Below are 20,763 nucleotides of genomic sequence, written 5' to 3' on the forward strand. Positions count from 1 at the left end.
TCCGGCGGTGTCGCGCCGTATCAATTCACGCTCGCCAGCGGCACGCTTCCAGCCTGGTGCACGTTGAATGCGACCACAGGTATGATTTCCGGCACTCCGCCAGATGCCACGCCGATCACATTCACGGTGCGCGCCACGGACGCGAACGGCTGCGCCGGCACGCAGGCCTACACGCTCGATCCACGCTGCCCGATCATCACCCTGACACCCGCGACGCTGCCAAAGGCGACGGTAGGCGTGGCTTACTCGCAGACGCTGACCGCCTCCGGCGGCACCGCGCCGCATTCATTTGCCGTTGAAAGCGGCACGCTGCCGGACGGGCTGACGCTCTCGAGCGGCGGTGTCATTTCAGGAACGCCGACGACGGCAAACGCCGCCGGCACCAGCATCACGGTGCGCGTCATTGATGCCGAAGGCTGCGTCGGTCTGATCACACGCCAGGTTCAGGTCTGTCCGGTCATCACGGTGAATCCGGCCACGTTGTCACCGCCTGTCATCGGCTTCGCGTATTCACAAACGGTGACCGCCAGCGGCACCAGCGCCACGCCGCTGACCTGGAGCGCGAGCGGCCTGCCCGCGTGGCTGAGCCTCGACAGCGCCACCGGCGTGCTCAGCGGCAGCGCGACATCCATCACGCCCGTGAACTTCACGCTCACCGCCACGGATGCGAACGGCTGCTCCGGCTCGCGTGCCTACATGGTCACGCCGACATGTCCGGTGATCTCCCTCGGCGGCACCACGCCGCCCAACGGCTATCTCAACACGCCTTACACGCACACGCTCACCGCAAACGGCGGCACGGCTCCGTATTCCTTCGCGCTCATCAGCGGATCGCTGCCGCCGGGCCTCACACTGGCCTCCAACGGCACCGTGACCGGCACGCCGACGACCTTGGGCAGCTACAGCGTCACCGTGCGCGCCACGGACGCCTACAACTGCCAGAGCGCGACGGGAACCGTCACTTTCCTCGTCAAAGGCATGGCGCTTGGCAACCAGGTGTGGATCGACATGAACGACGACGGCCTGCGCGGCTCCACCGAGAGCGGGATGCCTAACCTGCGCCTGCAATTGTGGTCGCCAGGCATCAACGGCATCGCGGAGAACGGCGCGGGTGACGACGTGCTGCTCATCACCGGTTCCACGGACACCAATGGCCTCTATCTTTTCAACAATCTTGCCCCCGGCGTTTACTACGTGCGCGTTCCGACGCCGCCGACATTCTATCCGAAAACAAGCACCAACCAGGTCGCGCTCGACAACCGCGTCAACAATGACAACAACGGCCTTCAAGGCGCCTCGGGTGCCCCGGTTGTCACGCCCCTGATCACGTTGTCTCCGGGAACCGAGCCCGGCAGCGGCACCGATGGCGACGACACCGACTCAGACAGCACGATCGACATCGGCTTCGCCAACTTCAATCCCTGCCAGATCACCAACCTCATCGACAACCCGAGCTTTGAGTTCCAGGGGCTGCCAAACACAACGGGAACGCCGACCACGGTGCTCGGTTACGACGGCACGGGCACCGCGTTCGGTGCGAACATCAACGCCTTCCAGTGGCTGGGCGGCACCAATGGCACCAGTGGCGTCGGCGAGCCCATCCAGCGCGCGCAGGTTCTGTCTGGAAACAATGGTTCGCGTGTCTCTTGGATGGAGAGTGTGAAAAGCCGCCACGGGAAGCGCATGCTGCTGATGCAAGGCACCAACTCCTGCGTCAGCCTGCGCCCCGCGGGTGGCGGCGCGTGGAGCACGGTGCTCCAGGCGGGCAAGGAGTATGAGCTGAGCGTGTGGGCGTCCAGCGCGTCCGCCGGCGCGGCCTCCATTTTGTGGGATCTCGGCGCGAACGCGCAGATCTTCCAGATCATCACTGGTTCGACGCCCGGTATTTATCAGTACTACAGCGTTCCGCAGGGCGAGCTGAGCGCCACCGCCCCAGGCGTGAGCCAGTGCTGCGGTTACACCGGCGGTACCATCTCCTACCCGACCTTCGGCGCGTCGGACTACAGCGGCTGGACCGGGGCTTCCTCCAACACCACGCAGCCGACGTGGCGCCAGTTCACCTATCGTTTCCGCATCGCGAACGCTGCCACGCAGTCGCAGATCGACACCGCCAACATCGTGCTCTCGGGCGGCAGCAGCACCAATCCCGTCGCCGTCGACCTCGTTTATCTCTGCCAGGTCAGCCCCTCCGCCACGCTCACCATCGGCAACCTCGTCTGGAACGATGCCAACAGAAACGGCGTGCGCGACACAGGCGCTTACAGCGAGATCGGCATCGGCAGCGTCACGGTCGATCTCTACCGCACCACCAACGACATTGCGGGCGACGCGGACGACCTGCTGGTCGGCACCACCACGACGAGCCCCGTCGGCGCCTACAACTTCACCGGACTCGCCGACGGCAAATATGTCGTGCGCGTCACTCCTCCCGGCAGCATTCCCGCCACCGGCGGCAACGTGGTCGTGGCCGACAGCGGCATCAACAACGACAACAACGGCTCGCAGCCCGGCGGCCCCGGCACCTTCCTCTACAGCCCTGTCATCAACCTCAACATCGGCGCGGAACCGATCAACGATGGCGACACCAACCCTGATACCGAGCTGAGCATCGACTTCGGCCTCTTCACCGGCATCCAGCTTGGCAACCAGCTCTTCATCGACGCAAACAACGATGGTGCTTTCACCAGCGGCACGGAAACCGGTGTCGGGGCCGGTGTCGCGGTCGAGTTGCTCGACGGTACCGTCAACACGGTCATCGCCAGCACCACCACGAACAGCAGTGGCGTCTATGGGTTCACCGTTTATCAGCCGGGCGCGTATCGCGTGCGCGTTCCAGTCCCGCCCGCGTCCTACCCGCTGGTCTCGGGCGTCGCCGACGGTTCTGACAACGGCGAGGACAACGACAGCAACGCCATGCAGAGCGGCGGTGTCGGCTCCGCTGTGATCAGCCCGGTCATCACGCTCACCGCCGCAGGCGAGCCGGGCAGTTCCGGCATCAGCAACATCGAAAACACCATCGACTTCGGTTTCCGCGGCTGTCCAGCCATCACCATCAGCCCCGGCACGGTTCCGGTCGCCACGCAGTATGCGGCCTACAGTCCGCTGTCATTCAGCTCCAGCGGCGGCTCGGGTGGTTACTCCTATTCGATCAGCAGTGGTGCGCTGCCAAGCGGCATGACCCTTAGCAGCGGTGGTGTTCTCAGCGGGACACCAGGCGCTGCCGCCGCACCGGGCAGTTATGCCTTCACCGTGCGCAGCACTGACAGCCAGGGCTGCTCCAGCACTCAAAGCTACACGCTGATCCTCATGAACGCCCTGGTCACCGTCAATCCGGCGACTTTGCCAGCGGCGACGCAATACGCGGCTTACACACAGAGCCTGGCGGCTTCCGGCGGCACATCGCCCTACACCTGGAGCGTCAGCCCCTCCGCCTTGAGCGGCACTGCCGCTTGGTGGCCGGGTGAGGGTGGCGCGGCCGAAGTGGTTGCAGGAAACAACGGTGCGCTGCTCAACGGCGTGGCCTTCACACCAGGCGTTGCAGGCCGTGCATTCAGCTTCGACGGCACGAATGATTACATGCAGGTGGCGGATCAGTCGGTCATGCGTCCGGCCCAGATCAGCCTCGAGGCGTGGGTGCGTCCCGCCGATGCCTCGCCTTCTGGAGATCGCAGCATCATCGTCAAAACCACGGATGTGGCCGCGCCCGCCAATGGCTATGGAATCACCCAGCTTGGTGGCGGCAGCACGCTGCGTTTCTGGATCAACGGCACCACTTCGGTGGGCTCCGTCTCGGAGTTTGTCGATGCGCCGGTGGCAGCGAACGCATGGAGCCATGTCGTGGCGACCTACGACCTCAACAATCTGCGGATCTACGTGAACGGCGTCTTGATTGCCTCCAAGGCCTTCACCACCGCCATCAATCATGCCACGCATCCTCTGAATGTCGGTGGCAGCCCCGTCGCGGGCACCAGTTGGGCCGGCGCGATGGACGAACCGGTGATTTACAACCGCGCCCTCAGTGCCGGAGAGGTGCTCGCGCGTTTCAATGCCATCGATAGCGGCAACAACGGCCTGCCCGCCGGTTTGACGCTCGACACAGCCACCGGAGTGCTCGGCGGCACTCCCACTGCGGTCCCTGCGAGCTATCCTTTCACGGTCCGTGCGAGCGACCTCTACAGCGGCACCGGCCTGCGCGCTTACACGCTCGTCGTCAACTGCCCGGTGATCGACATCACGCCCAAGACGCTCGATGACGCCACGCAGTACGCGGCTTACACCTCTGTCACGCTGAACGCGTCGGGTGGAACCGCGCCTTATCAATGGGACATCACCAGCGGAGCGCTGCCCACCGGCATGAGCATGAGCAGCGGCGGTGTCATCAGCGGCACGCCGGGTTCCGCGCCGGGCTCGTATTCTTTCACCGTCCGTGCTCGTGACGCGAACAACTGCGTAAGCACCCAGGCGCTGAGCCTCCGCGTCGTCTGCCCGCCGATCACGCTGACTCCGGCCACGCTGGCGAACGCGCAGCAGTTCGCGGCTTACTCTCCTGTTCTGCTGGACGGCATGGGCGGCAGCGCGCCATACACCTTCAGCATCACCAGCGGTGCGCTGCCTGCGGGCATGAGCCTCAGCAACGCCGGCCTCATCAGTGGCACGCCGACGGCGCTGCCGGGGGATTACACCTTCACGGTGAGCGGCACGGACAGCGTGGCCTGCTCAGGTACGCGGGCTTACACCTTGCGCGTTATCTGCCCCGTCATCACGGTCACACCCGCGACGCTGACGAACGGCCGCCAGTATCAGCCCTACAGCCAGACGTTGAGCGCGAGCGGCGGCAATCCGGCCTACACCTGGTCTTTGGAAAGCGGCGCGTTGCCCGCCGGACTCGTTCTTGGCAGCGACGGCATCATCAGCGGCATGCCGACGGCGGCTCCCGGCAGCTACACGTTCCGCGTGAAGGCCACGGACTCATCCGGCTGCTCGGGATCGCGTGACTGCACGATTCTTTTCGACTGCCCGCTCATCAGCGTGACTCCGACGACGCTGCCGCAGGCCACCACGACGATGGCCTACAGTCAGCAACTCACCGCGAGCGGAGGCACCGCGCCTTACACGTGGTCGCTTGCCAGCGGATCGCTACCCTCGGGCATCACTCTCTCTTCCGCTGGTTTGATCAGCGGCACGACCGAGGCGGTCGGCTCGTTCAACTTCACCGTTCAGGTGTCCGATTTGAATGGCTGCATGAAGCAGCAGGCGCTCGCGCTCGGTGTGAACTGCGCCGCCATCACCATCACGCCCGCGTCGTTGCCCACGGCGTTGGTTGGCAGCGCCTTCTCGCAGCAGCTCACGGCCTCCGGCGGAGTGGGCGTGAAGACATGGTCGCGCACGGGCGGCGCCTTCCCCACAGGCTTGAGCATCTCCTCCACCGGTCTGATCAGCGGCACGCCCACCGGCACGCCGGGCAATTACACCTTTACCATTCAGGCGATGGATCAAAACAACTGCCCGGGCACCATCAACTATGTGCTGACACTGGAATGCCCCACCGTGACAATCACACCGGCGACGGTCCCGAACGGCACGGTGGCCGCGGCCTATTCCACAACGTTCACCGCCTCGGGTGCCACCGCGCCTTACACTTGGAGCGTGCCTGCTGGCAGCACGCTGCCTCCGGGGCTGGGGCTCAGCCCGTCCGGCGTTCTCAGCGGCACGCCGACCGTGCCGGGCAGCTACAGCTTCACGGTGGAGGCGCGCGGGGTTTATTCCTGCCTTGGCAGCAGGACGATCAGCATGACGGTTGACTGCCCGGTTCTGGCCCTCGCGCCCGCCACGCTGGCCTCAGGGTATCGCGGCGTGGCTTACAGCCAGACTGTGACGAGCAGCGGCGGCATCGGACCCTACACGTATTCGCTGGTCGCCGGCAGTTTGCCGCCGGGCGTGACCCTGAACACGAGCAGCGGTGTCATCAGCGGCACGCCGACCGCCACCGGCAGCTACAGCTTCACCATTCGCGGTGTGGACTCGGTGACATGCTCGGGCACGCGTGACTACATCATCGACATCAACGGCCTCTCGCTCGGAAATCTCGTGTGGGACGACCTCGATCAAAATGGAGCGCGTGACGCGGGCGAACCTGGCATCGGCGGCGTGTCGCTCCAGCTCTTCTCGACGACGGACACAGTGATCGGCAACGGTGACGACATTTCCCAGGGCACGACGACCTCCGACGGCTCCGGCGCTTATGCGTTCACCGGGCTGGCTCCGGGCAATTACTTCGTGCGCATCGCCACGCCGCCTTCCACGCATCCTTTGTCCTCCGGCCCTCAGGTTTCCGCTGACAATGGCATCGACAACGACAACAACGGCGTGCAGTCCGGAGGGAAGGGGACCACGATCAACACTCCGGTCATCACTCTCGCTGTCGGACGCGAGCCGGGAGACGTTGCCGGAGGTGCCGACGCCGAAAACAGCATCGACTTCGCTCTTCGCGCCGTGCCGGCGTCGATCGCCAACCTGCTGGAGTATGATTTGAACGCCACCAGCGGCGGTCTGCCCGCGCCTCCGAGCTTCAAGAACCCCTGCGTCGTCAACGCGGCCAAGATCCAGATCGAAGACGACATGAACGGCCTCGCCGACATCAGCGAGCCGACGAGCAATGGTCCGATTCGTGGTGGTTCGCTCTCCCGCCGCATGCGTGACTGGGACGCGGCCTACGACACCGCCTACGACGCCACGCGCACCAGCATGACGCAGAACCGCGACAGCCTGTGGATCCGTTTTGACATGGATCCGACCGCCACCGGCAACATCGGCAACCTGCTCTTCGACGTCTATCGGGTCGGCACCACCGCGCCGGTGCAGGGGAAGGTCTTCCTCACCTGGAAAGACGGCGCGAACCACCGCACGGCCGTCACAAACACCTTCCTCCTGCCCGCCACAGGCTCGTGGTATTCGATGAACCTGCCGTGGAGCAGCTTCATCGGCGGCGCCAGCGCCCTGCCCACCGGCGCCGAGCTGGCCGGGAAGCCGTTCTTGATCGAAATCTATCTCTGGGGAGGTGATGGATCGGGCTACATCGACATCGACAACATCCTGCTGCAGGGAAGCGCCACCTGTGATCCGCCGACACTTTCCCTGGGTGACTTCGTGTGGGCCGACACGAACTCCAACGGCATCAAAAATCCCCGCGAACCCGGCCTGCCGAATCTCACGGTGCAGCTGCTCCAGGCCGGCGCGGACAATCTGACCAACACCGGCGACGACCAGCTCATCGCCACGACGACGACCGACGCGAACGGTTATTATCTCTTCACCGGACTGCCCGCGGGCAAATATTTCGTCCGCATCCCGACGCCGGACACGCTCTGGCCTCTTGCGTCCCCCGCGGTGAATCTCGACAACGGTGTGGACAACGACAGCAACGGCCTCCAGCCCGGTGGATCAGGCGCGGCGGTGTCCAGCCCGGTCATTGATCTCGCCGTCAATAAGGAGCCGGGAAATCTCGCCAGCGGCGGTGGCAATCAGGAAATGACCGTCGATTTCGGCTTCAGCGCCGCGTTGGCCATCGGTAACTTCGTGTTCTCCGACAACAACAACAACGGCGTCGTCAATGCGGGCGAGACAGGTGTCGCTGGCGCGCAAATGGAGCTCTTCAGATCCAGCGACACGACGGTCAACAACGCGGACGACGTTAAGGTTGGCTCGACATTCACGACCGGCGCGGACGGTCTTTACAGCTTCGCCGGGCTCTCGGCGGGCAGATATTATGTGAAGCTGACGCCGCCCATCACGCATCCGCGCCGCAGCAGCACCAGCAGCAGCTCCGACAACGGCATCGACAACGACAGCAACGGCATTTCGCAGTCAGCGACCGGGGCGCCGATCTTTTCGCCGATGATCACGCTCTCCGCGCTGACCGAGCCGGGCAATTTGCTGGCTCCCTTCGGTGGAAACATTGACAACACGATCGACTTTGGCCTGCGTCCGACCTTCAACAGCATCGGCAACCTCGTTTACAAGGATGCCAACAACAACGGTGTCCATGATTCCGGCGAAGGTGTCGGCGGGGTACGTGTGGAGCTGCTCAACAGCTCGGGCTCCTTCGTCACCAGCACCACCACGAGCAGCACGTCCAGCACTCGTGGCCGCTACCAGTTCACGAATGTGGTGCCGGGATCTTATTTTGTGCGCGTTCCGGCCTCCGAGTTTGGCGTCGGCAAGCCGTTAGTGAACACGATCTCGATCTTCCCGCCCAGCTCCTCGGACAATGACACGGACGACAACATTGTCGGAAACGACGATGGCGTGGACAACGCGCAGCCTGCGGTCAACGGCATCAGCAGCGCGCTGATCTCACTCTCCGACAGCGGCGAGCCCACGAACAGCACGGGTGAGAGCGGCGCTTTCAACACGCTTGACGACGCCGACGACAACAACGGCAATATGACGATCGACTTCGGCTTCAAGACCGGCGGGCCGACCGCCACGGGCTGTTACCACTTCCTGGCCTGTGACAAAAACCGCGACGGCGTGCTCGGAATGGCCACGGACTGGACTCCCTCCCAGGCCTATGATTTTGCTTACACGCCGGGCATCGCCCACATCGACAGCGCGGACATGATCTATGACGCCGCGCTCAACCGTCTGAGCCTCGACATCAGCATGAACCAGATCGGCGCGGCGAAGGTGGACGCGCTGTGGTTCCTGGTCAGCACCGGCGCGAATCCGGCCACGGCCGATCATGCGATCGTCTATGTGAACGGCATGACGCGTTCGAGCCCGGTGGTGAGCATCTACCGCTACGATCCTGCTCTCGGACATAACAGCTGGCAGACGGCGGCGAACCTGATGGTGACCACGGCGGGCGGGAATGTCACCGCGTCCGACGTTCTGCTGCAAAAAGTGACGGAAGGCGGCTCCAGCGTGCGCTTCCAGTGCGTGATCGACGTCACCCGCGTCAACAACGCCTCCAACTGGAGTGCCATGGGCGTGGATGCCGGCACATGGGAAGGCATTCAGACAGGAGGCAGCTCGGGCATCGTGCTCCACATGGTGGATCTCGACAGCCAGCCGGCCTACGACAGCAATGGCGCGCTCACCTCTTTCAGCTACACGCCCGGAAGCACGACAGAAGGCTTGTTCGAGACGGATCCCTCCGGCGTCTTCACCATTGCCACCGAACCCTGCTCCGTGTCGCCGTGGGTGAGCGTCGGCAACCTTGTCTGGAACGACACGAACAACAATGGGCTGCGGGATACCATCGAGCTTGGCATCAGCGGCGTGACCGTTCAGTTGTTCAGCGCTGGAGCCGACGATGCCATCGGCGGCAGCGGCGCGAACGCGGACACGCAGGTCGGCGGCAGCGTCGTCACCGGAAGCACCGGTCTTTACTCGTTCACAAACCTGGTTCCCGGCAAATACTACGTGCGTGTCACTCCGACGGTGGGCGTTCCGGGTGTCAGCGGTGTGGGCGTGGCCCTGGACAACGACATCGACAACGACAACAACGGCAGCCAGCCGGGTGGACCGGGCACCTTTGTGTTCAGTCCGGTGATCGATCTCGCCGTGGGCATGGAGCCCGCCTCCGGCGTGGACGGCGACGGCACGAACGGCAACAACACGCTCGACATCGGCCTCTTCACCGGCATCACCGTCGGCGACCTTGTCTGGAATGACTCGAACAACAACGGTCTCAAGGACACCACGGAGCCTGGTGTGGGCGGCGTGCAGGTGGAGCTCATGAGCCTCGGCGCTGACAACGCCGTCGGCGGCAGCGGCTTGAACGCGGACACGGTGCTCCAGACCACCTCGACGCTCAGCACCGGCGCCTACAGCTTCAGGACTTACGTCTCCGGATCTTACTATGTGCGTCTCACGCCTCCGGCTTCTTTCTCGCTGGCCAGCAGCGCCGTCGTCAGCTCGGATAACGCCGTGAACAATGACAACAACGGCTCGCAACCTGGCGGAGCCGGTTCCGCAATCAACAGCATGGTCTTCCAATTGACCGCCGGCGGCGAGCCTGGGAGCACGGGCACGACCAACACGGAAAACACCATCGACTTTGGCCTTCGCTCCTGCCCGGTCATCACCATCACCCCGGTCACGCTTTCCAACGCGATGAGAGGTGCGAGCTACAGCGCCACCTTCACTGCCGCCGGAGGTAATTCGCCCTACACCTGGAATATTTCAAGCGGCACCCTGCCAACAGGCCTGTCCTTCTCCAGCGCCGGTGTGCTCAGTGGTACGGTGACGGCCCCTCCGGCGACTTACAGCTTCACCGTTCGCGTGGTGGACTCCTCCGGTTGCTCCGCCACGCAGGCGATGACGCTCGCGGTCGTCTGCCCGGTGCTGTCGATGTCGCCGACCAGCATGGCTTCTCTGACGCAGAATGCTCCGGTCAGCCAGCAGTTCACGGCCAGTGGCGGCACGTCTCCCTACACCTACACACGGGCCTCGGGCACGCTCCCGTTGGGTGTTTCGCTTTCCTCCGACGGGCTGCTCTCCGGCACGGTGACGGGTGCTCCTGGCATTTACAGCTTTGTCATCCGCGCCACGGACGCGAACGGATGCGCCATCGAAAACGCGATCACCTGGACGATCACGTGCCCAACGATTGCGATCTCGCCTGCGACGCTGCCTGCGGCGACGCAGTATGCCTCTTACACGGCGCAAACCTTGACCGCCAGCAACGGCACCGCGCCTTATGCGTGGACATTCACGGGCACTCTTCCTTCAGGGATGGCCTTGAGCAGCGGCGGCATCCTCAGCGGGACGCCCTCCAGCGCGCCAGGAACCTACAACATCACCGTCACGGCCACGGATGCGAACGGATGCGCCGGCTCCAGGGTTTATCCGGTCGCCGTCAACTGCCCGTCGATCAGCATCAACGCCCCGGTATTGCCCTCGGGAACCAAGGGCGTCGCCTATCCGAACCAGCAACTCAATGCCAGCGGCGGAACAGCGCCTTATGCCTGGAGCCTCGTTTCGGGCGCTCTGCCCGCTGGTTTGTCCCTGAGCAATTCGGGCCTGATCTCCGGCACGCCCACCGCCACCCCGGCGACTTACACTTTCACGGTGCGTGCGACGGATGGTGTGAACTGCTCGGCCACCAGCGCGCTCCAGATCGTCATCGCCTGTCCCACGCTTTCCATCGGACCTGTGCCGCTGCCTTCGGCGGTGCAGTATGCGTCTTACAGCCAGACTCTGGCCGTCGGTGGCGGCACGGCGCCTTACACCTGGAGCCTTGCCTCCGGTGTGCTGCCGACGGGCATGACGCTTTCCAGCAGCGGTGTGCTCAGCGGCGCGCCCACAAGCCTCGGCAGCAGCACGTTTGTCGTGCGTGTCACGGATGCGGAGAACTGCTCCTCCACGCAGCAATACACGTTCACGGTGGATTATCCCCCCATCACGATTCTTCCGCCCACCCTGCCTGATGCCACGCGTCTGGTGCCCTACTTCCAGCAGATCACCGCGTCGGGCGGCACGGCGCCTTACACCTTCAGCAGGCTGACGGGAAATCTGCCATCAGGCTTCTCGATCTCCTCCAGCGGCGTGATCTCCGGCAGCACGACGGCAAATCCAGGCACCTACTCCTTCACTGTGCAGGCGCTGGATGCCAACGGCGCGCCGGGAACACAGCCCTACAGCATCACGGTTCGCTGCCCTGATTTCATCATCTCGCCCTCCACGCTTGCGAACGGCACAGTGGGTCAGGCTTACTCCTCTCCGCTGAACGCCACGGGCGGCACCGCTCCCTACGTCTGGAGTGTGGTCAGCGGCACGCTGCCCTCCGGCCTCTCCCTGAGCTCCAGTGGCATCATCTCCGGCACTCCGACGCAGGCGTCCACGGCATCCTTCACCGTCGAGGCCCGGGATGCCTTCAACTGCGCCAGCACACGGCTGTACACACTCGCCGTGAACTGCCCGTCCATGAGCATCACGCCGGTCACACTGCCCAGCGCGTATCACGGCACGCCTTACAGCCAGCAGTTCAGCATCAGCGGCGGCACCGGGCCGTATACCTGGAGCGTGATCGCGGGATCACCGCCTGCGGGCATCACGCTTTCCTCCTCCGGTCTGCTTTCAGGTACGTCGAACACCTACGGCACGGCCGGTTTCACGATCCGTGTCACGGACGCCTACGGCTGCTCGTCCACGCAGTCCTGCTCGCTGCTCGTGAAGGGGCTGAGCATCGGCGATGTTGTTTATGAGGACACCAACTTCAACGGTCTGCGCGACAACGGCGAGCCGGGCATCAAGGACCTCACCGTCGAGCTCTGGGATCCGGGCGCGGACAATGCCATCGGAGGCAGCGGCCCGAACAGCGACCTCATGCTGCGCAGCACCATGACCGGCGCGCTCGGCCAGTATCACTTCGACAACCTCCAGCCCGGGGAATTCTTCCTGCGCGTCATCATGCCGTCGCCGTTGAACATCCCCGGCGGTAATCCGGTGAACCTGGACAACGGCATCGACAACGACAACAACTCCGCCGCGCAGCCCGGCGGTCCCGGCGCGCCGGTGTTCTCTCCTGTCATCACGCTATCCACCGGCGGCGAACCCACGACGGATGATGGCGACGCGGACACCGAATTTACCGTCGATTTTGGCCTCTTCCGCGGCATGAGCGTCGGCAATCTCGTGTGGCAGGACACCAATGACAACGGTCTGCGCGACAACGGCGAACCCGGCATTGCAGGCGTGCAGCTTGAGCTGTGGACGGTAGGTGCGGACGGACACGTCGGCGGCACGGACGACACCCTGCTGCGCACCACGACCTCCGACAACGACGGAGCGTATCTCTTCACCGCCCTGCCGCCGTTGCAGGTCTATGTGCGCATCCCCACGCCGCCTTCCGCGCAGCCCTTGTCCAGCAGCGTCACCACCTTCGCCGACAATGGCGTGGACGACGATGACAATGGTCATCAGATCAATGGCAGCGCGATCTACAGCCCTGTCGTCAGCCTGAGCGCGGCGGATGAGCCCGGCACCGGCGGCGGCACCTATGAGGAGACCACGATCGACTTTGGGTTCATGAATGTGACGCCGACCATTTATGTCTCCGCCACGCAGGCGGACAGCGTCCAGACCTTTGACTCCGGCACGGGACTTTATTCCGGCTCCCTCGTTCCCGCGTTCGGCAACAGTCTCAGCCAGGGCAACGCCGACTTCGGCGACGTGCCCTATGCCATCGAACTCGGCTCCGACGGCAACTGGTATGTCGCCCACTACGGTGCCAGCAACATCCGCAAGATCAGCCCTGCCGGCATGGACCTTGGCCCCGTGCTCGACAACTCCACCGCCAGCGTCAGCCTGATTTCCCAGTTCACCATCGGCCCGGATGGGCACTTCTATGTCGTCGATGTCAATGGCGGTCGCATCGTGCGCTTCCAAGGCCCGGCCGGAACAACACCCGGAGCGCCGATCGGCTCGGCGCCGTTCACCTTCATCACCCAGAATGGAGTGGAGGACGTCAACTTCGGACCGGACGGCAATCTTTACCTCATCGTGCAGACAGGTGCGGTGCGTGAGGTGCGCCGCTACAACGCCACCACCGGCGCTCTTCTCGGCACCGTCGTCTCCGACACTCAGCTCGTGAACATGGTCCCAGGCGGCCAGCCCATCGCGCTCATTTCCGGCATCGACATCCATGGCTCCACGCTCTACGGCGTGAATCGCAGCGATGGAGAGGTCTTCAGCGTGGATCTCAGCAATCCTGCCGCGCCGGGACTGCCGCAGCTCATCGCCACTCTTTCCAGCGCCGGCAAAGGCGAGGTGGACACGCGTGATGTCGAGTTCAATCCCGCCAACGGCCAGCTTTACATCTCCGGCTATCACTGGGGCAAGCCGGTCAATGCGGGCACCTACATCAGCGGTGCGTTGATTCGTGTTAATGTTGCCGGAGCACCGAACGGCACGGTCAGCATTCACGAAGTGCCCATCCCGCGTCCGCCGGGTCCGAACAACGAAATCTGGGCCGGCCCGCGTGACCTTGCCATCGGTCGTCCCTACGCGCCGCTGCCGGAGTCCGTCGCCATCGGCTCTCTCGTTTGGAATGATCTCGACGCGGACGGCGTGCAGGATGCCGCCGAGCCGGGCATTCCCGGCGTGCGTGTCGAACTGTGGCGCGATGTGAACGGAAGCTCCGCCGATGGCGCCGAGGTGCTCATCGGCTGGACCTACACGGACTCCAACGGCCACTACTACTTCTCAGGCCAGGCTCCGGGCACCTACCAGGTGCAGATTCCAGAGTCGAATTTCGTGGATGGCCTGCCGCTGGCCGGCAGCGGCTACAGCAGCCCGATCACCTCCATTCTGGACGATCAAATCGACGGCGATGACAGCGGCCGTCAGCCGGACGGCCCCAAGACTATCGTGAAAAGCCCGCTTATCACACTTTCTCCCTCGACCGAACCCTTGGGCAATGGCACCAGCGGCGCGGAGCATGCACGCGGCGGCGAGATCGACAACTACACCGTCGATGCAAATGGCGACATGAGCGTGGACTTCGGCTTTGTCGAACCCGGCATCATGGGCATTGGCAACCTGGTCTTTGTCGATGCGAACGGAAACAACCGCTTCGACGTGGGCGAGGGCCGGGACGACGCGATCGTCGAGCTTTATCGCTGGGGTGACACGCCCGGAGTCACACAGCCGGTCGCCACCACCGTCACCGCGAACGGAGGCATCTTCCTCTTCAGCAATCTCTGGCAGGGCCAGTATTTCATCCATCTGCCCGCGCAGCAGTTCGAGTTCAACGGCAGCCTGCGCGGCCTCTTCAGCCTGCCCGGCTTCTCCACGGGTGACGATGATACAGGCGAAGATTCGCTCGACTCCGACGAACCCTGGGTCACAGGCGTCAGCAGCGGCATGATCAATCTCGTCCGCGAGGAGGCTCCCACCGACGACGGCATCGAAACCGGCCACGACTCCTCCACCGACCTCGACGACTTCAACATCAACCTCACCGTGGACATCGGCCTCTTCCGTCCGGTGGAGCTCGGCAATCTTGTTTTCGCAGACAACAACTCCAACGGCCACTTTGACGCGTCCGAGGGGCTCGCGGGTGTGCGTGTCGAGCTTTACAGCGACACCCAGTTCCCCGGCCTGGACAATCCGATGGCCTTCACCAACACCGACACGGCGGGCCGCTACGGATTCAACTTCCTGCGTCCCGGGAACTACATCGTCCACATCCCCGCCTCGCAGTTCCAGTCCGGCGGACCGCTTTACCAGCGCATCAGCATCCTTGAAGGACTCGTCGGTGACGACGATGTCGGCGAGGACGGCGTCAACAACGGCGATCCTGTTCTCAACGGCGTCTCCTCGCTCGTCATCAGCCTCTTCCCCGGCAACGCGCCCACTGATGACAGCGGCGAGACGGGCTTTGAGAACACCGGAGACAATCAAATCGACGCCGCGGTCGATCTGACCATCGACTTTGGTTTCCAGACTCCTGTCGGTGCCGGCAATCTCGTTTACATCGACAGCAACGAGAACGGCTTCGCCGACGTGGGCGAGGGCGTGGACGGCGTCACGGTTGAGTTGTATCGCGCCGACCAGACACCTGGGTTTGGCGTTCCGTTGTTTGCCCGTGTCACCGCAAATGGAGGACGTTACTTCTTCGATTCGCTTCCGGCCGGCAGCTACCGCCTCCACATTCCTTACTCCGAGTTCGAGCCCGGCCGTGTCCTCAACAGCCTGCAATCCTCCGCAGGAGCCGGTAATGTCACGGCCGACGTGGACGACAACCTGCCTGACAACGAAAACGGCATTGATGACGCCGCGCCGTTCCTCAATGGCATCTCCAGCGCCGTCTTCACGCTCGGCGTCGATGCCGAGCCGGTCGATGGCGGTGGTGAAACCGGTATGGCCAGCGACCTCGACGCCTTGGACGATGACAACTTCAACCTCACCCTCGACTTTGGCTTCGCGCCGTCGAATCCGAACGGTGTCGGCGTCGGCAACCTCGTCTTCCTCGATCTCAACGGCAGCGGCCTCTATGAGCCGGGTGAAGGCGTCGATGGCGTCAAGGTGCAGCTCTTCGCCGCCTCGGCCGATCCGCTCACGGCCACACCGCTCGCGACCGTGCTCACCAGCAACGGCGGCGGCTATCTTTTCTCCAACCTGGCGCAGGGCGACTATCAGATCTTCATCCCGCCGTCTGAATTCGCTCCTGGCAAGCTGCTTAGCGGATGGCGGTCTCTGCCCGGCGACGGCGGCGACAACGGCCTGGACGACAATTTCGACGAAAACGGCGTCGATGTGATCGATCCGTCGGTCACCGGCATCGCTTCCGCCGCCTTCCATCTCGCGCCAGACGAGGAGCCCGTGAACTCCCTTGGTGAGTTCGGCGTGAATCCCTACATCGATGATGTGAACGACGACAACACCGACCTCACCATCGACTTCGGCTTCTTCCGCTCCGTCGCCGTCGGCAATCTGGTCTTCATTGACACGAACTACAACGGCCGTGCCGACGCGGGCGAAGGTGTCGAGGGTGTCACGCTCGAGCTTTACCGTGATGGCATGGTGCCGCCGTTTGACGCACCGGTCGCCACCACCACCAGCGGCGCGGACGGCAGCTACCTGTTCAGCGATCTTTCGCCTGACAGCTACTTCGTGCGTGTTCCTTCATGGCAGTTCGACTTCGGCATGCCGCTTTACAACCAGGCCAGCATCCTCGGCGTGCAAAATGGCGACGACCATCTCGGCGAGGACGGCCTCGACGATGGAAATCCGACCGCAAACGGCATCCAGACCGCGGTGTTCGTGCTCAACGCCACCGGTTCACCTACCGGCAGCCAGGAAGGCGGCCATCTCGGCTCCAGCGACGACATCGACGACGCCGCGGTCAATTTGACCATCGACCTCGGCTTCGTGCCGCGTGTCTCCGTCGGCAATCTCATCTTCGCCGACACCAACAACGACGGTGTCTTCGATCCGAACACGGAATCCGGCGTGGATGGTGTCACCGTCGAGCTTTGGACGAACCAGTCCTCCTCCACAACGCCGATCGCCACCACCACGACCAGCGGCGGCGGTCTTTACAACTTCAACGTCGCCCCCGGAGCCTACCATGTTCGCGTGCCTGCCTCGAACTTCAGCGAAAGCGGCGCCCTGGCCGGTCGTGTGCCGTCCAAACCCGCCGCGGCCGGTTCTGCTGGCGTCGCCAGCACTGAAGGGGACGATGACGTGCAGCAGGACGGCTACACCACCGGTTCTGTGCTCGTGGATGGCGCGCGCACGCCGCTCTTCACTGTGTTGCCGGGCGACGCGCCGGACGCCACGACCACCGAGACCGGCTATCTGTCCGAATCCGACGACTTTGACGACACCAATGTCGATCTCACCGTCGATCTGGGCTTCTCGCCAAAACCGCTGACCGTCGGCAACCTCGTCTTCCGTGACTTGAACTCGAACGGGCACTACGACGGCGGAGATTTCGGCGTCGCCGGCATCAAGGTGCGGCTCTTCAAACTCGGTGACAATCCGGCCACCGCCACGCCAGTGTCCGAGGTTGTCACCGCCATCGACGGCTCCTTCCTGCTGAATGCTTATGAGGCCGGACAATACTTCATGCACATCCCGGCCTCCGAGTTCGGCGGCACTTCGCTGCTCGCGGGCACGACCTCTGTCCCGGGCTATGGCGCGGATGACGGCATGGATGATGACGCGGGTGAAAACGGCATCGACGCAGCCAATCCCGGCACCACCGGTGTGAGCTCCATCGTCTTTGAGCTGGCTTATGACGCCGAGCCCGCCGATGGCGGCACCGAGACCGGTTTCCTCGCCGCGCAGGATGCCTTCAACGATGGTGATGCCGACCTCACCCTCGATTTCGGCTTCACCGGTGGCGCGCTGCCCAACCTGATGAGCATTGGCAATCTCGTCTTCAACGACGCGAACAACAACGGCGTCGCCGACGCGGGCGAAGGCGTTCCCGGCGTGTGGATGCTGCTGTATGCGGGCAGCGGCACCGCAGGCTCCACCAGCTCCATTCGCAGCACATTCACGGACGCGGACGGACGCTACCTCTTCAACAACCTCGTCCCCGGCACTTACACCGTTCACGTCGCCGCGGACAACTTCAAGGAGTCCATCAGCATCGGCGGCGGCCCCATCGGCCCCGGCCCGCTGTTCCGCAAAATCTCCCTGCGCGGCCATCAGGTTGGCACCAGCGATGACAATCTCGGCGAGGACGGCATCGACGTGCAGAATCCGGAGCAGGTTGGCATCACCGCGCCGCCGGTCACGCTCACCGCCGCCTCCGCGCCGGTCGGAGCGCAGGAAGGCGGGCTCCAAGGTGCCAGCGATGATGCGACCGACGATCGCGTGAACCTCACCGTGGACTTCGGCTTCGGCACACGTCTCGGCGTCGGCAATCTCGTCTTCCGCGACAACAACGCCGACGGCAAATTCCAGACTGGCGTGGATGCCGGCATCTCCGGCGTCACGGTCGAGCTCGTTCACATCGACGGAGCCACCAGCCAGGAGAGAGTCGTCGGCACGACCACAACGAACGCGAACGGTGCTTATGTGCTCTACGGTCCTCCCGCCATCGCTCCCCACGCCTACAAGGTGCGCATCCCCGCCGCGCAGTTCGCCCCCGGCGGCGTTCTGAACTTCCTGGTGCCAAGCGTGCTCACCGCAAACGGTTCGGATGATGACACGAATCAAAACGCGCTTCCTGGCGTCGCCCCCGAGGTCACCGGCATCTCCACCGCCAGCTATCCTGCCACCGCAGGCACGCAGCCGACGGATGCTGACGGCCGCGAGACCGGCTTCGACAAGGCAAGTGACAACGCCGACGACGCCAACGTCAACCTCACCTTCGACTTTGGCCTCAAGCCGAAGGCCGTCATGGTCGGCAATCTCGTCTTCCGCGATGTCAATTCCAACGGCTCCTTCGAGTCCGGCATCGACCTCCCGGTGCCTGGCGTCACCGTGCGTCTCTTCCAGCAGTCGCAGGACATCACCGCCACGCCGGTTTATGAGGCCGTCACCGCCGCGAACGGCACCTACATGCTCTACGCCACCTCGCCCGCGGCCTACTACGTCCACATCCCGGCCTCAAACTTCGCCATCGGTGCTCCGCTCAACGGCCTGATGTCCGTCGCAGGCTCCGGCAATGTTCCGCCCACCGGCAATGCCGACACCGCCAGGGACGACCGCTTTGACGACAATGGCGCGGATGTCTCCGTTCCCGCCGTCAGTGGCGTCTCCTCCGGCATCATCAATCTCTCCTATGGCGGAATGCCCGTGAACAGCAACGTTACTTCCAGCAGCGGCGAAAACGGCTTCGAGGCCTTCATGGATGATGTCGCCGACTCCTCCGGCATCATGACCATCGACTTCGGCTTTGAAGTCACCGCCGGTCAGCCGCTCGCGGCGCGTCAGCAGCGCTCGCTGGGCGGAGCGGAGGTCGCGGCCTCATTCCCCGCCACATTCACCGCATGGCTCTCGCAGAACAATCTCTCCGGCCTCGGCAATCCGAACGACGATCCCGATGCCGATGGCCTCGTGAACCTCATGGAGTACGCCCTCGGTACCTCGCCTGACAGCGGCCTCGGCATCTCGCGCTTCCGTCTTGTCAGCAACACAACCACCGGCACCATCGAGGCGCTCGTCACACGCCCGTCCGGCGAGCATCGCGACCTGCGCTACATCCTGGAAGGCAGCCGCGATCTCGCCGCCTGGACCGCGCTCGCCATCACGCCTGCGGTCAAAGCGGGCGCGGATCAGACGGAGACGCTCACCTTTGGCGCTGTCGATGCCGCCTTCACCGGCGCGTCCTCCGGATTCCTCCGCCTCAAAGTCACGCTCGATGCCGACCTCGACGGCACCGCCGAGGCCACGGCCTGCACGGAGTCCGTCGGCTGGTCGCGCATGGGCTTCAATGCCGGCCGCCAGACGCTTTCCATGCCGCTGCTGCTCCCGGCGGTTTACACCGGCAAGGTCAGCTCTGTCAGCGGACGCGATATCACCGTCAACACCGGCGGCCTCGACATCGGCACGCTCTGGCGGCAGGGCGCGGCTTATTACGCCGAGGTGCTCGACGGCGCTCTCGCCGGACGCGTCTTCGACATCGACACCACGGCCTCAACCGGCGGCGCGCTCGCGCTCACCACCGCCGCTGACTCGGACCTCGTCGGCGCGCGCCTCCGCGTCCGTCCGCATCACACGCTCGGTGCCTTGCTGCCGGCGGACATGCTCCAGCCCGGCGCGGCGGCGGAAGAAGCGGACCGCGTCATGTTCTTCGACACCGCCCTGAACAACTTCCAAGTCCTCTGGCTCCAAGCCGCCGCGGACACGGCCCGCTGGACGGATGCCGGCGGTGCCACCGATGTCTCCAGCCGCGTCATCCCGCCGCAGGCAGGCCTGTTCGTGCAGGTTCGTGCCACGCCCGTCACGCTCACCTTCATCGGCGAGGTGCGCGCCGCGCCGCTCGCCCTTCCGCAGTCCGCAGGCACGCATCTGCTCGGCAGCGGCCTTGTCAAAGCGCAGACTCCCGGCTCGCGGACGCACACCTCCGGCTCGCGCCTCCGCCTCTGGAGCGCCGACGACGGCTCCGCCTCCGCCGCCTATCACAACTACCTCCTCAATCCCGAGTCCCGCTGGATCGACGAGGCCACCGGCCTCGACGTCACCACCGAGCCGCTGCTCGACGCCTTCCGCGCCTTCTTCCTCGTCAAATAAGCCGCGCCGTCCTCGGACGCGCGCCGTTTCCAGTTTGCAATTTTCCGTTTCCACTTTGCAGTGCCG

At 64.3% G+C, this 20,763-nt stretch carries 1 protein-coding gene (running past one end of the window); it reads left to right on the forward strand.

The features are described 5' to 3' along the window. On the forward strand, window positions 1-20,697 hold the 3' portion of the coding sequence (locus ACILSE_RS01655; RefSeq protein WP_395715596.1) for an SdrD B-like domain-containing protein. It extends 13,290 nt beyond the left edge of the window; only the last 20,697 of its 33,987 coding nucleotides appear in the window; its start codon lies off the left edge, out of view; it ends in the stop codon at window positions 20,695-20,697. The last annotated feature ends 66 nt before the right edge of the window (window positions 20,698-20,763 follow it).

Origin of the sequence: Prosthecobacter sp. (assembly GCF_044236155.1) — a bacterium.
Taxonomy (GTDB): Bacteria; Verrucomicrobiota; Verrucomicrobiia; order Verrucomicrobiales; family Verrucomicrobiaceae; genus Prosthecobacter.